This window comes from Segetibacter sp., assembly GCF_025963695.1.
Taxonomy (GTDB): domain Bacteria; phylum Bacteroidota; class Bacteroidia; order Chitinophagales; family Chitinophagaceae; genus Segetibacter.
On the sequence record NZ_JAOQAH010000021.1, the window covers coordinates 1 to 15,534 of the forward strand.

Genomic DNA, 15,534 nt, shown 5'->3' on the forward strand with positions numbered 1-15,534 from the left:
AGGGCGGAGCAGTTGAGCATAATGTCTTTTTAAAAAATACGGTGGGTATTTATATGGAAGGAACCAGCAGGATGATGGTTTCTAAAAACACGTTTAAGTCAAACGGATGGGCAATGCGTGTGCAGGCAAGCTGCGAGGACAATACCATTGCCCAAAATAATTATTTCGGCAACACTTTCGATGTTGGAACAAATGGCACGCTGCAGTTAAATAAATTTAACCAGAACTATTGGGATAAGTATGAAGGCTACGATTTAAATAAAGATGGCGTGGGCGATATACATTATCAACCTGTTAGTTTATACAGCATGATAGTTGAAAAAATACCTTCTGCTTCTTTACTGCTTCGAAGTTTTATGGTAACAATAATGGATAAAGCGGAACGGTTAATACCAAGTATTACACCTATAGAATTGAAAGATGATAAACCATTAATGAAACCTTACCGGCTATGATACTTGCAACAAATGTGACGAAGAAATTTGGTAAGCTCACAGCTTTGGATTCGATTAGTCTTTCCTGTAATAAAGGTGAAAGCATTGCACTCATCGGGCCAAATGGATCGGGCAAAACAACATTTATAAAGTGCTTGTTGGGTATGGTAGTGGCTGACAGCGGGTTCATTACTTTCAACAACCAAAATATAAAACTGGATTGGAGATACAGGAGCAGGATTGGATATATGCCCCAGACAGGCCGCTTTCCTGAGAACATGACAATAGCGCAAGTGATAGATATGATGAAGGACATTCGTAAAAGTTTTACGACTGGTTTGGATGAAGAGCTGGTTGGGCAATTTGGTTTGGATAAGATGATGGATAAACGGATGAGAACCTTATCTGGAGGTACACGGCAAAAGGTTGGAGCATGTCTTGCTTTTATGTTTCAGCCAGACGTACTGATACTGGATGAACCGACTGCAGGTCTGGACCCTATTGCAACAGAAATCTTAAAAGAAAAAATCAGGAAAGAAAAATTAAATGGAAAGCTCATCCTCATAAGCTCGCATGTGCTTAGCGATTTGGATGATATTATAACAGAGGTTATTTACATGCAGGATGGTAAACTAAACTTTCATAAGTCGTTTGAACAGCTGAAGCAGGATACAGGAGAAGTGCAGTTATCGAAAGCAATTGCGCGTGTGATGAAGAGCTCCAACCCCTAAAGAGGCTTTTAAATCAGACAAAAAGAAACCTGGAGTAATTAAAAAACTGTATTATTTATAGATATGAAAAAGCTGGTTAAATATGTAATAATAGATATTCTTCGAAACAAAGTTATTGTAGGATATACCTTGTTTCTGCTGGCTGTCTCATTAAGTGTTTTCAACCTCGAAGACAACAGTTCAAAAGGTTTATTAAGCTTGCTTAACATTGTGCTGATAATTGTTCCGTTGTTGAGTGTTATTTTTTCAACTATCTATGTATATAATTCTTCTGAGTTTATAGAGCTGCTTGTATCGCAACCAGTAAAAAGAACAACTTTATTGAGCAGTATTTACGCCGGCCTGACCACCTCTTTAATACTTGCTGTTGTGGTTGGCATTGGTGTACCCGTATTACTCTACGATCGTTCTGATGTAGGACTAACCCTTGTACTTGTTGGTGCCTTGCTTACTGCTGTATTTACCGGCCTGGCCATTCTTGCCAGTGTTATTACCAGGGACAAAGCAAAAGGCATCGGCGTATCTATTTTACTCTGGTTCTATTTCGCAATCATCTTCGATGGGTTGGTATTGTTCATTCTTTTTCAATTTGCAGATTATCCTTTAGAAAAGGTTTCCATTGGCTTAACCGCATTAAACCCTATTGATTTAAGCAGAATTCTGGTATTGTTAAAGATGGATATCTCTGCTATGATGGGTTACACCGGCGCAGTGTTTAAAGAGTTTTTTGAGGGAGCAACGGGCTATATATTTATCAGTATTGTAATGCTCTTCTGGATCTTTTCTCCAATACTTATAGCTTTAAAAAAGTTTGCGAAGAAAGATTTGTAATAGATAATGAGGCAGGGTTAATTGGCACGCTCCTTTGTTTGGTCCTGTCGCTTCCTTTCTATTGTACAAGCAATCTTTATTTTAGCATTAGCTTCTTTCGTTCGAAAACTTTGCCATATCAGGTGCGGAAACAATGCCAGAGTCACCAGTAAATATTATATGGGTAAGTAACTTAACTAGTGTGAGCTATAAAAAGAGGTTTATCAAATTCTTTCATTAAGAAATCTGCTATACTGGTTTTAAACCAGCGCGATATTTCGCCTCTCCGGTAGGCACCTAAAACAACTAATTCACCCTGGTTTTGCTCGCGCAAATAATTACTTATTTGCTCTTCCGCATTTCCTTTTGTCACAGAATATGTAGCATCGGGAAAATGCCTTTTAATAAATTCCCGCATCAACTTATTGTCAGGGAGGTGCAGGTCGGTTTTCCAATCCTTCACAGTAAACACTTCTACTGGTAGCCCTTTAAATGGATTCAACAGGTAGCTGAACATTTTTACTGCGTAAACAGACGAAGGCTCACCATCGTACAACAATACAATTTTGTTTATCGGGTTATAGTTTGGCGGTACCACCAGTACCGGGCATTGTGCGTCAGCCAATAAATCCTTCATGAAACGGGAGGGTGCTTTTTCTTTCAGCCGGGTAAAATCCTCTTGTTCATTTATGATAATAAGGTCTGCAAACATGCTTTCCAGCTTCAGTTCCTCCAATGCAATATTTGTATCACGATGAATGGAGAAACTAATTTTTGCTTTTTCACAGCTTTTTTGAAAAAGTAGTACTGCTTCATCCCTTTTACTTTTATCTTTTTTATCTAATTGTTTTATTACCTCTTCCGGTTTTTGGTACGTTTTATAAATTTCTCCAACGCTATACGAATGATATAGAAATTCATCCAGGAAAATGCCAACCAAATGAGCATTGGCGGTAATACTAAGTTCTTCTGCATAAGCCAAAGTGCTCTTTGACACGTTATATCCGTCGAAAACAGCTAAGAATTTTTTCATTTGAAATAATTGTAAAGTAAGTAATAAAAAGTAGCGATATGCAGGTTCAAATTTTCCTCACTACAACACAAAAAGCCTGCAAAAGAAATAGAGCAGAGAAAACGTTACTTTAATTGGTTACGCTCAAAAGTACTTTATAAATTACTTATTCAGGAATTGCGAGTAGTGGTATGTTTGTATGATATGCCATTTCTTTGGTCATACTAGTATTAAAAATACTTTTCCAAAGGCTTCTTTTATGTGTAGTCATTATCATCATATCTATTCCGTTGTCTTTAATATAGCGTTCAATAGCATCGTCAAATTCGTTCACTACTTGTATTTAACCCTGGGTTAGCAAACACAAACTATCATCTAAGGCTTTAACAGAGTGAGTGATATTAACTGGGATACTTATTTCATCGAATTTCTGTAATTCAGTTTTCTGTTCTCCTTGTTCATAAACCACCTTTCCTGATATTACTGTTAGTTTTGATTGTAAGGGTGCTACGTGTTCTTTTAGTTTCATGCCTTTTTTAAAACCAATTACCAACACTTTAAAATAGTCTCCTTTATGCAACACCTTTGCTACAGGGTGTGTAGCTGCTTCAAGTTGTTCAATTACTTCTTTTATGATCATTGTAGTTATTATTAATGTACATCAGAGACCAGGTTGTTACTACAGAACGTAAAAGTATCACGAAGACTTCTGCATTTCGGCACTTATAAACTCCGCGGCGATATTTTGGCTTTGTAAGGTCCAACTGTTAGTGATAGAAATTGCATTAGAAATGTTTCCCGATTTTCTGCAAATTTGTATAGATAGTCCTAACAGTTTCTGACATTCTTCTTCCACTTGTGCAATAGTTCTTTCAGCTTCCACATTCAAACTTACAGTGCCAGGCAAACTCGAAATTTTACTTATTAGATTATCGGGGTTAACCTTAGAACTTCTGGTGAAATCTCCAGACTTACTTTTTGAAAATTCGATTTTTAGGAATGGATAGCATGTTTCAAATTGGGCTTGAACATCTCTCACTTTAGTATCAGTGGTTATTGTTATTTTTTTATTGTTTCCCATAATGATTCATATAACATAGCAAAAGTATTGTTGTTACAAAGCAAAAAAGAGTAGCGGTGTCAGTTGTAATAATGATTGTGGTCAGTAAAAACAACCCTGGTATCAGAATTATGTTAAGGAGAACACCATGATTATTTGCAGATGAATAGAAATGACGGCCAGCACCTACCGAATTAAGTAACTATATAAAACGAGGCCTTTTTAACAAATCTGTTGAAGCCACTGCGTGTAATTAATAAATAAGACTTACCGACAGAAGCGATAAAGCTTTGAATGAGGGTGATACTTTCAAGCATCTTTTTACAAGACAGTAAAAAAGCTGTTTATACTACAGCAACTTTTAAAGTTCAGGAACTAGTAAGTATGAAAGGACGCAAGCAGGAGTAGTAAATGGATTTTCTGCAGGTTTAGAAGAATTGAAACAATCTGAAAGAAGGCGCTGAAAGGTTTGCAGTATAAGTGAGTGACACAACAATGTTAATCAAGGTACAAAAGGCTTGTCCCAAAAAACTCTTGCAACTGTATATCGTTATGTGTCTTCACTCCAACTTCAGCCTGCGCTTAAAGCTGGCCACTGTTATTACCTTTATGTCATGTTTATTCAAGCCCAATTCCTATGTAAGGTTTTGTTCCTAATTGTACTGTTTATCTGCAAAACGTCCCCCGGTTCCTGCCAGGCCAATTTTCTTTTAAATGGAGATTTTGAAAATATAAATAACTGTAAAGAGTTTAATGCGGAATGTGGTGTTGAAGCATGGTTTTATCTGAAAGATGTAAAAGTTCAGATGATGAATAACGAAGCGGGTACAGGCGTTGGCGGTGCAAATTCATTTGCCATTTTCTACAATTGGGCCGGTTACAAAGATTTTACACCAATCATTGGAACAATACTGCCCTGTAGTTTGCAAAAAGGAAAACAATACATTTTTAAAGGATGGATATCAGCTAAGCTGGATCCAAAACTGATATTAAAACCTGGTATTTGTACCGGTCCTAATTTTTATGTTCCGCGCCGCGCGTTTTCGAAAGAAATGAAACCAGATAGTATACTTCAAATAAAACAAGTTGCAGAAACGCCTTTTTTTGAATTTGAATATCGTTTTATTGCCACCGGAGACGAGGATTATCTAACGTTCGGAACATATGTGACAGAAGATTCGTTAAATGGTAAAAAATTATCCGGATTACAAACAGTAAGCCTGCTGCTCGACAATTTTTCATTGATGTCGGCCGACCCGTTGGAAACATTTTGTGGTGCTTATAAAGACAATAAGGAAAAAATTTATGAATACAATTTCCGCCATAAGGAGATGGACTATACATTATACGCCAAAGGAAAACTGCCTGTAGAACTAACAGGGAACAAAGAAGATAATTTAACCAGGTTTGAAGCGCTGCGCCCTGCACCGATAAAACCTGACACTTTAAAGCTGGGAGATGTATTGTTCGATTTTAATAAAGCGGATCTGAAAGGAAATGCAACCAAAATGCTTGAAACGTTTTTTAAAGATGATGTGGATAAGAGAACGATCGACAGTATCTATATCGAAGGGCATACTGATTCTGTAGGATCAGATGACAGAAACATAGGATTAAGTCAACAACGCTCTGAAGCAGTAATGAAATGGCTTATAAGCAATAACATTGTTGCCAATGCCAGGATAGCGGTTCACCCTTTTGGAAGATCAAGACCGGTTGCATTCAATAAAACTCCTGCAGGAAGGGCGTTGAATAGGAGAGTGGAGGTTATTGTTTTTCGGAGACAATAGTAATATAGTATCGCGCCAGCTACCTCATCCTTTCGGTTGCCGGTTGTAATGTGCTTTAGCAACAGTTTGGTGCCCGGCTTTGAAAAATCAAGAAAGGAACGATATACATCGCGTTCCTTCCATTGTTCTTTGATTAAGCTGTGGTGCTACTGCCACTTCAGCAGAAATTTTTTCATGCTTATTCTTTTTAGGGCTTTTTGAATTTTAAAGAAAGGTTGCAGTGTAGTCAATGCATTTAGCGATTTTCTGTCCAGCACACCGTGAGTACAGAGAACGATTACTCCATCTGCTTATAGCTCTAACATACCCCCCGGCTACAACTTTAATGGCCATATTAGCAATTAAAGTTACCTTAGTTACGAATCCTTATTCTAATGTATCCAACATCAACAGGCACCAGCAACAAACAAACTACTATTTCTAAAGAGACAACCGAAGACTCACTTCACCACCTGGCTTTCGACAATTCTTCACAAGCAAACATCATTTTTACTGTATCCAGCGGAAAAATAGTTTCAGCCAATATAGCGGCCTGTAACCTTTTGGGCTACTCAAAAACAGAACTGTTAACAATAAGCAGGGGAGATATTTTTGATGAAAACAAAAGCAGCTTTAAAAAGATGCTAAAGCAAAGAACGGATGAGGGACACTCAACAGCTTTGGTAACGGTGGTAAAGAAAGATGGTAGTATTCTTCCCTGTCAAATCACTTCTGCGACATTTATGGATAATGGTATTGAAAAGGCAATTACTACTATTGTTGATTTGAGCCAAAGCATTTTAAAGCAAAAAAATATTGACACAAAAAAGGAAAATATTGTTGCCGCTAATATCATTATTGCACAAACCAAGTCAGACGTAAGGCTGGCAGAAAATAACGAATGGATAAAATATATCGCAAAGAACTCTTACGATGTAATGTGGGACTGGGATATTGCTTCAGGTGAAATTTATGTAGGAGATAGTATTGTAGAAGTGTTTGGGTATAAAGTGGAAAACAATCTGGTGAATTTTAAAGATTTAAGACGCTGCCTTTTTCCCGAAGAAAAAGATATTGTCGAAAAAAAATTACATGAAGTCCTTGCCTCACGAAGCAAAAGCTGGAAGGACTCGTTTACTTTCAAACGACAGGACGGTACTGCGGCATTTACTACCTGCAGGGCAAGCATTGTAAGAGATGAGAATCTTAAGGCTATACGAATGATCGGGGCTTTGCAGGACATAAGCAAGCTGCAGGAACTCGAAAGTAAATTAGAAGAACAGAAGGATATGGGGGATGCGTTGAAGGATCCGTTGGATGTATTATGGGATTGGAACCTGTTAACAAATGATGTATGCACGGGTGAAGGCTTTGAGGATTTGTTAGGTTACACAAACCAGGTTAATAACGGCAATATTAACGATTGGCGCGACTACCTTCATCCTGACGATAAAGTAGCTGCCGAAAAAGGTTTACAGCAGGCCATCGAAACTTCCGATACTAATTGGCAACATGCTCACCGTCTTAAAAAGGCTGATGGTTCTACCGCACGAGTATTTAACCGGGCAAGCATCTTCAGAGACGACAGTGAAAAAGCCTATAGGGTGGTTGGCATAATGCAAGACATCACTCCACAAAAGGAGAATCGGACCCAGGGCGCAGGGTTAATTGAAGACAAGAAAAGGAAGTTGACAGGAAAAATAAAAAATGTTGTTTTAGAATTAACCCACCATTCTCATGAGAAGCTGGCGACTAATTTTTCAGACTACCTCAGTTCTGTACTTAAGTACGACTATACTTACCTGGCTAATTTATTTTCAGAAGTTGAAAACATGTCGATTCAACAATATGTTATCACACAAAAAATTGAACGGGTAAAAGAATTAATCGAAACCACTGATCTCACACTCACTCAAATTGCGCGGAAACTGCAGTACAGTAGTGTAGGTCATTTGTCAAACCAATTTAAGAAGGTTACTGGTTTAACTCCCACCGAATTCAAGCTAAATAGTAATTAAATAGCCTGCAATGTGTGAATGATGTAACCCTTTCACTCTAATCATGTAACACTTTAAAACACTTATTTAGCATCATTCAGCGTTTTAGGACTGTGTAAAAAAATTTTAAGCACACTATTTCATTTCACAATCCTAATTTATGAAGCAAATCTCTTTCATTACAGAGAGTACCAGGTTACGCAGAGGTAAAGGCTATTTCAGAATTTTAAAAAACAATTGGTATTTCTTACTATTTCTCCTTGCTGTGGCGGCGGGATGTAAAAAGGTTATGGAAGAATCGGGCACTACAGGCGTCTGCCCTATAGTTATTTCTGCAGACCCCAAAGACATTTCAGAGGGTGCAAGTCTTACCAGTAAGGTAAGCGCTACGTTTAACGAGGGAATGAACCCTTCTACCATCAACGCCAAAAGCTTTACTTTAACGCAAGGCACTACCCCAATCGCAGGTGTAATTACCTATACTGGTACAACTGCAACTTTTTCTCCAACCGGCAATCTTGCACCCAATACTACTTACACAGCCACCATGTTCGCTGGTGTAGAAGATGTAGCGGCAAATGCAATGATCAGTAATTATGTATGGAGTTTTACAACAGGCGCAGGTCCTGATATTACAGCACCTACTGTTACTGCTACTGACCCTATTAATGCGGCAACAGGGGTTGCACTAAACAAAAACCTCTCAGCTACTTTCAGCGAAACGATGGACTCTTTATCTGTCACATCAGGCTTCACCCTTACAAATACAACAGACGGCGGCACATCAGTAAGTGGCGGTGTTACTTATACAGGAACCATTGCGGTTTTTTCTCCTTTAGGTAACCTTTTACCTAATACCACGTACACGGCTACCATTAGTACCAGCGCTAAAGACGTTACCGGCAACAGCCTGAAAAGCAACTATGTCTGGAGCTTTACAACAGGTGCTTCAGCAGACGTTACTGCACCTACTGTAATTTCAACAGTTCCTGCAAATGCAGCCACCGGTGTAGCCTTTAATACAAAGGTTTCTGCCACATTTAGCAAGGCAATGGACCCGTCTACCATAACTGCCACAACCTTCACCCTAAAACAAGGCACAACAGCCATTACGGGCGTGGTAACATATGTAGGTACAACTGCAACTTTTTCACCGGTAGCAAACTTGTTACCTAATTCAGTTTATACAGCCACCATAACCACAGGTGCTAAAGACCTTGCAGGCAATTCAATTAGCAGCGATTATGTATGGAGCTTTACAACAGGTGCTGCTGCTGATATAGTTAGGCCAACCGTCATTTCTACCGACCCCGCTAATGCAGCTATTAATGTATTGCTTGATAAAAAAATTGCTGCAAATTTCAGTGAAGCAATGGATCCATTCAGTATTTCAACAGCAACTTTCACATTAAAAAATGGAGCAACAGTTGTTGCCGGAACAGTTAGTTATTCAGGTATCAAAGCAACTTTTTCACCTGTCGCTAATTTAAACCCAAATACTACTTATACCGCAACGATCACCACAGGTGCTAAAGACCTTGCAGGAAATACATTAGTAGCAAACCATGTGTGGAGTTTCACTACACAGGCGCCGGCAATAGTTCCACCTTCATTAGGAAGTGCAGCTCTTTATGGTGCATTTGGAGGCAGTGCAGGAATTACCAACCAGGGATTAAACACTATCATTAACAACGGAAGTATTGGAACAACCGGTGCATCTACTTTAATTACCGGCTTTCACGACGGAACTACCGGCGACATTTATACCGAAACTCCATTAAATGTTGGAAACGTGACAGGCCGAATTTATACAGCTCCTCCAACGCCAGGCAACGCTACCTCTTTTGCAACAGCAACAAAAGGTTTGTCCGACGCAACCATTGCTTACCTCAGCATTTCACCTGCTGCTAAGCCAGGCGGTACTGATCCGGGCGCTGGAGAACTTGGTGGATTAACCTTAGCTCCCGGCACTTATAAATCAGCCAGCGGCACATTTAAAATAACAAACGGAAATCTTTCACTCGATGCTAAAGGTGATCCAAATGCTGTTTGGATTTTTCAAACCGCTGCTGGGTTAACAGTAGGTGTTGCCGGACCACAAGGTGCTAAAAGTGTAAATATGATCAACGGAGGCCTGGCCAAAAATGTATTTTGGTATGTAGGAAGCGCAGCTGTTATTAACGGAGCCGGTGGCGGTATAATGACAGGTACTATCATTGCTTCCGCAGGCGTCACTTTCTCTACCGCAGGCAATGCTGTTCAAACAGTATTAAACGGCAGAGCCCTATCTCTAAATGCTTCGGTTACCATGGTAAATACAACTATAAACGTTCCTCAGTAATAAAATAAGGTTGTTTGTTTAAGAAAAGGTTTTGGATACAAACATTGGTTTTTCAATCAAGCATTGTTGTGTCACTCACTTGTACAGGTAGTAACGAAGGCAGCAACCAAAGCAAGATCTTAAGCAAACAACATTTTTAAAACAACCGGCAGGAAATCAAAAAAAATGGTAAACCAACCCTTGTTTCAGCTTCTAACAAAAAATAAAATAATTTATAAAAAGCATACTATGTTACACTATACGGCAAATAAAAAATTTGCTTTCTTATTCCTCTCTTTAATGATTGCCGGCGTTGCAGGCAATGCGCAGAAAGTGAAGCGGGTACAACCTACATGGTGGTTTGGCGAATCCGCCGGCGCAAACTTCAATACTTACCGGGGTACAACCCAAATGCTCAACAGTAACTTAACAGTTCCTGCTGCATTTCATAAAGGAGACGGCATTAAACCTTACGCATCTTTATTAACTGAATACCGTCCCAATAAAGTGTTGGGAGGTATGCTAAACGTAGCATACGACAACCGTGGTGGAAGTTTCGACAGTGTGATGGCACCTTGTAACTGCCCGGCTAACTTATCAACCAATCTTAGTTACATTACGATTGAACCAAGTATTCGCATAGCCCCGTTCTCATCTGCGTTTTATGTATTTGCAGGCCCAACTATAGCCTTTAACATTACTAAGGCTTTTACTTATTTGCAAGACAAACAAACCGATAAAAGAGGCGATTGGAGCGATATTCGTAAGACTGTATTTTCTGCCCAGGCAGGTGCAGGCATCGATATTCCCATTTCAGCAAGAGCAAGTGCAACTCAATGGACTCTTTCACCATTTGCATCTTTTCAAACAAACCTTGGCCAGGCTCCCCGTTCTGTAGGATCATGGTCTTTATACACCGTTCGTACTGGTATAGCACTTAAGTTTGGATCAGCCCGAAAAACAACTGCCACAACAACCGTAGCAGAACCTGTTAATGCCCCGGTAACGGTTTCTGAAAAAGAAATACAGTTTTCAGTACGAGCGCCCAAAGTTGTTCCGTTAAATCGCAAAGTGAAAGAAACTTTTGCTTTACGTAATTCAATATTTTTTAACCAGGGTTCAACTGAAATACCAAACCGTTATACAGCATTAAGCAGTTCACAGGCAATTTTATTTCAAGAAGCACAATTGCAGCAAGACCAGCCAAATAATTTAAATAATGGTCGCTCATCAAGACAGTTGGCAGTCTATCATAACATTCTAAATATTCTAGGTGATCGTTTAAGATCAAATCCATCCAGCACCATAAGTTTAAGCGGCGCATCAGACAACAATCCTGCAGAAGGTAAATCAATGGCAGAAAATGTTAAGCAATATTTAGTGAACGTTTTTGGTATCAATGCCTCAAGAATAAGCACCGAAGGCAGAGACAAGCCACTTATTCCCTCCGAACAACCAGGCGCAACAAAAGAACTGGCCTTATTACGTGAAGGAGATCGCAGGGTAGATATTGTAAGCACTTCTCCTGAATTATTAATGCAGGTTGGTGGCGTTGCTTCACCCCTTTTAAAGCCGGTACAAATAACAGCAGTACAACAAGACCCACTAGATAGCTATGTGCTTTTCAACACCACAGGAGCTGAGGAATTACTGAAGTCATGGTCAGTGGAAGTTACAGACGAACAAGGAAATGTGCAGCATTACGGACCTTACACAAAAGACCAGGGAGCTGTTTCAGGAAAAACCATTTTGGGAAACAATACTCAAGGCAACTATAAAATAGCAATGGTGGGAGAAACCAAAAGCGGTCGTTCTTTCACGAAAGAAAGCTCAGTTAGCCTGGTAAAAATGGATGATCCTAAACAAGAAGGTTTACGTTACAGCATCCTGTTTGATTTTGATAAATCTAAAACAATTGCTTCTTATGAGACGTTTCTTACTGACATTGTAACACCTCTTATTCCTGAAAACGGAACGGTTATTATACATGGTCATACAGATATCATTGGCGATGAGAAATACAACAATGCATTGTCTTCCGAAAGAGCTAACAGTGCACAAAAAATCATCGAAAGTGCTTTGTCAAAAGCCGGCAGGAAAGGTGTAAAATTTGAAACTCTTGCCTTTGGCGAGGACGCAGGTAACGCACCTTTCGAAAACAATCTTCCCGAAGAACGCTTCTACAATAGAACCGTTATTATTGATATTGTTCCTTCAAAATAAAAAGCTTTAAAACCTATCAAAGTACAGGAGCGGCATTATTGCCTGTCTCCTGTACTTTTTTATTACGGTTAATCTTCCCGTATACCCTTCAATTACGCCTAAAACACACTATAAAACATGCAGATTCGTTATATGGTTGCATGTATAGTAGTTGTAAGGATTCGGCAAGTGATAGTTAGACAGGCAAGTGTGTCATTTGCTTCTGGCAGACGTATACTCCTTTACAATTGTTTTACACACGGGTCATAAATAGCTTTCATTTACACCGTTGCGAAGCAAAAATACTTATATGCTTTCGCTACAGCTTTTTGATCTAGCCAATAAAAATTCAAGTCATGTTGTTTACCCGTTGTAATAATAAAAAAATTCACCTGTTGGCTACTCTTGTAGCGGTAATGCTGTCTACTGTTCAACCGGTTCTTGCGCAAAAGACTCGCCCAGGTAAAGCGGACTCTGCAAAAACAATGGTAAGCGATAGCCTGCTTCCGGGGCTAATGATGAAAGTAGCATCTTATACAGCTACAATTGACCACACTGATTTTTTGATCAGGCGTAAATTTAATATAACTCCTATCTCATTCAACTTACCGGATATCGAAAGAAGGGTGAAAGGCTTTAAGTCAAGGCTCAAGAAAAAAGGAAACGAGATGAACCTGCGGAGTTTAAACAGCGGGATAATTATGCTGCAGGAGATTTCGGGCAAATTGAATTCTTATCACAAAGTATTGGCAAATTTCAGCAACGAACTTACGCGCAGTAATGCCGAAGTAAAAAAAATACTACAGGATCCGGTGTTGAATTTTTATGTATCAGATCAGGTTTTGCTGCAACAACTACAGGACATACGCGTTGAGGGGCACGAACTCGATTCAATGCAACAGAAAACCCTTACAAAGGTGAACCTGTTACGAAATAAAGTTTCTGTCAATTTGTTGCAGACCAGCGATATTATATTGGACATGCGTTATTTGGCCATTTCTTTTAAGCTGGCAATGTGGGACCAGGAAGAGTCTCCTTTATTCAGTGCCACTAGGAAGGAATACAAAAACGAACTTATCGAACTAACAAGCTTAGCCTTGCAAAGGTCATGGTTAATCATCTTAATTTACCTTAAGGGGAAATGGAATGTATTGACCGTCGGTCTTATGTTATTTATTTTTACCTTTTCATGGATGTTGTTGAATATGCGACGGATAAGAAAACAGCCAAATGCAACTGCAGTATTAGCGCCCATGCATTTTTTGTGTAGAAGCGTGCTGATTGGGTGCCTCATGGCATTTTTTACGTATTTGCCGTTCTTCTTTGCCAATCCTCCAATGTCATTTCTACATGCCTGCGAAGTATTGCGTTTGGCAGCACTCACTTTCCTTATCTTACCCTATCTCTCAAAGCAGGCTAAATGTACCTGGACAGTGCTTAGTTTACTGTGGCTATATTACGCGTTGGATAATATTCTGCTTGAGTCTGCATTTGGTGAACGATGGGGTCTGTTTCTCGCAGGCATCGTAATGGCCTTAGTCTGCGTGCACATAATTGTAAGCAAAAAGCCAAATTTCATAAAACTATCCGAATCTCATGCAACAACGGCGCTTGCCATCTTTTCACTCACACAAGTAGTTTTATCAATTATTTTCAATATCACCGGAAGGGTATCCCTTGCCAAAATATTCGGTGTAAGCGCTATTCAATGCCTTATACTCGGCATTAGTCTTAAAGTATTTTGTACCATGGTGCTCGAAGCTATTTACGTTCAGTCTGAAGCTTACCAGGATAGCCGCTTTGCAAAATTTATTAACTATAAGATACTTGAACTTCAATTTTTAAGGATCTTATGGGTACTCGCAATAACTGCCTGGACGGTTTCACTGTTCCGTAACTTTACCCTTTATGATGCAATGATTGGGTTGCTCGGTTCTTTTTTTACAGAAACAAGAACAATCGGAAGCATGGTATTTTCATTTAAAAGCGTAGCCATTTTTATTTGTATCATCTGGCTTTCTTCCTTGATATCAGGAGCCATCAACTTTTTCTTTGGAAACCAAAAAATAAAGAATTCAAACAGCCGAAGCCGGCTTGGCTCAATGATGTTGCTGGTTCGTTTAGCTATCTGGACGCTCGGTTTTTGTATCGCGGTCGCTGCTGCCGGTATTCCGTTAGACAAACTATCACTGATGATAGGTGCACTTGGCGTAGGCATTGGTTTCGGCTTGCAAAACATAGTAAACAACCTGGTCTCAGGGGTAATACTTGCATTTGAAAGGCCTATACAAGTGGGAGACCTGATAGAGGTGGGCGGTAAAACGGGGGTCGTAAAAGAGATCGGCGTTAGAAGCAGCAAGATAAATAACAATGAGGGTGCAGACATTATTGTACCAAACGGTGATTTGCTTAGTCAGCATCTTATCAACTGGACGATGAAAGACCGTAATAAGCAGATAGACTTTCTAATTGACATCCCGTACAGTGCTGACATTAAAAAGGTTACCATGCTAATACAGGAAGCATTGGCAAACAATGAAAAAATACTGAAATCGCAGCCGCCGGCCGTGGTATTACAACAATTTGGAGATTTAGCAATTAAGCTAAAAATTTTATTTTGGGTATACGACCTTACTGAAGCCGGGGCAATACGCAGTAATGCAATGATTGAAATTTATGCCTTGCTGGCGGCCGAGGGTATACAATTTCCTGCTTATAAAATTCCAATGGGCGAACCGCTCATACCAAAAGCTATAACTCCCTGGAAAATAGCAGAAGGTAATCCGGAGTTGAGCTAAAAAATTTTCAGCAGCAACTACAAACAGGTGACCCCTGCTTTATAAGGGCCGGCAATAGGACCTAAGCTTACAATAGATACTAAACAATTTTATTGCCCAAGCCGAAGTAATCAAGTGAATCTCCTGTTGCGTCGCACGCTTGTACTGTAAACCGTAATGCAGCTCTTCTTAAACCTCACTGTCACTTGGTGACTGCGGCAGACCTCTCCCTTTCTGAACGGGACCTCATAAAAAAGCCGCTAAGAAGTTAGGCGTGTTAAGAAGTGAAATAGATGTTATTGATGCCTTATGTTTTTGTCTGTAAGTCCTGCAAAAGGTCAACTAGACTCTCGCGTTGTCACATGTTTTATTTTAACCTGCTCAACTAACTTTTAGCCTTTTTTGTGCGGTCTTAATTTTTC

At 39.5% G+C, this 15,534-nt stretch carries 12 protein-coding genes; 8 read left to right on the plus strand and 4 right to left on the minus strand.

What is annotated here, in order from left to right:
• The 3 genes from JWR87_RS02285 to JWR87_RS02295 all read left to right on the plus strand — a co-directional run.
• On the plus strand, positions 1 to 455 hold a 455-nt coding region (locus JWR87_RS02285), incomplete at its 5' end, for a NosD domain-containing protein (RefSeq protein ID WP_297815045.1).
• On the plus strand, positions 452 to 1,165 hold the full coding sequence (locus JWR87_RS02290; RefSeq protein WP_297815047.1) for an ABC transporter ATP-binding protein: 714 nt from the start codon (positions 452 to 454) through the stop codon (positions 1,163 to 1,165). The genes JWR87_RS02285 and JWR87_RS02290, both read left to right, overlap by 4 nt.
• Before the next feature lie 63 nt (positions 1,166 to 1,228).
• Positions 1,229 to 1,996, plus strand: a complete 768-nt coding sequence (locus JWR87_RS02295; RefSeq protein WP_297815050.1) for an ABC transporter permease subunit — start codon at positions 1,229 to 1,231, stop codon at positions 1,994 to 1,996.
• 172 nt (positions 1,997 to 2,168) lie between these two features.
• Here JWR87_RS02295 and JWR87_RS02300 read toward each other — a convergent pair whose 3' ends face one another.
• The 4 genes from JWR87_RS02300 to JWR87_RS02315 all read right to left on the minus strand — a co-directional run bounded on the left by JWR87_RS02300 (position 2,169) and on the right by JWR87_RS02315 (position 4,068).
• Positions 2,169 to 3,008, minus strand: coding sequence for a universal stress protein (locus JWR87_RS02300; protein WP_297815053.1), 840 nt, complete (start codon positions 3,006 to 3,008; stop codon positions 2,169 to 2,171).
• 145 nt (positions 3,009 to 3,153) lie between these two features.
• Positions 3,154 to 3,321 carry a universal stress protein gene (locus JWR87_RS02305; RefSeq protein ID WP_297815056.1) on the minus strand — a complete coding sequence of 56 codons (168 nt, stop codon included), beginning with the start codon at positions 3,319 to 3,321 and terminating at the stop codon, positions 3,154 to 3,156.
• A gap of 9 nt (positions 3,322 to 3,330) precedes the next feature.
• Positions 3,331 to 3,627, minus strand: a complete 297-nt coding sequence (locus JWR87_RS02310; RefSeq protein WP_297815059.1) for a hypothetical protein — start codon at positions 3,625 to 3,627, stop codon at positions 3,331 to 3,333.
• A gap of 57 nt (positions 3,628 to 3,684) precedes the next feature.
• Positions 3,685 to 4,068 carry a hypothetical protein gene (locus JWR87_RS02315; RefSeq protein ID WP_297815062.1) on the minus strand — a complete coding sequence of 128 codons (384 nt, stop codon included), beginning with the start codon at positions 4,066 to 4,068 and terminating at the stop codon, positions 3,685 to 3,687.
• A 626-nt stretch (positions 4,069 to 4,694) separates the two neighbouring features.
• Between JWR87_RS02315 and JWR87_RS02320 the strand changes: the two genes are divergently transcribed.
• The 5 genes from JWR87_RS02320 (at position 4,695) to JWR87_RS02340 (ending at position 15,133) form a co-directional block, all read left to right on the plus strand.
• Positions 4,695 to 5,837, plus strand: a complete 1,143-nt coding sequence (locus JWR87_RS02320; protein WP_297815065.1) for an OmpA family protein — start codon at positions 4,695 to 4,697, stop codon at positions 5,835 to 5,837.
• Between the two features lie 374 nt (positions 5,838 to 6,211).
• The gene (locus tag JWR87_RS02325; RefSeq protein ID WP_297815068.1) at positions 6,212 to 7,834 is read left to right on the plus strand and encodes a PAS domain-containing protein; all 1,623 of its coding nucleotides are present in this window, start codon (positions 6,212 to 6,214) and stop codon (positions 7,832 to 7,834) included.
• A gap of 139 nt (positions 7,835 to 7,973) precedes the next feature.
• Positions 7,974 to 10,154, plus strand: coding sequence for an Ig-like domain-containing protein (locus JWR87_RS02330; protein WP_297815071.1), 2,181 nt, complete (start codon positions 7,974 to 7,976; stop codon positions 10,152 to 10,154).
• 228 nt (positions 10,155 to 10,382) lie between these two features.
• The gene (locus JWR87_RS02335) at positions 10,383 to 12,356 is read left to right on the plus strand and encodes an OmpA family protein (RefSeq protein ID WP_297815074.1); all 1,974 of its coding nucleotides are present in this window, start codon (positions 10,383 to 10,385) and stop codon (positions 12,354 to 12,356) included.
• Positions 12,357 to 12,691: 335 nt separating this feature from the next.
• A complete protein-coding gene (locus JWR87_RS02340) occupies positions 12,692 to 15,133 on the plus strand; it encodes a mechanosensitive ion channel domain-containing protein (protein ID WP_297815077.1) in 2,442 nt (813 codons plus the stop codon).
• Positions 15,134 to 15,534: the final 401 nt, after the last annotated feature.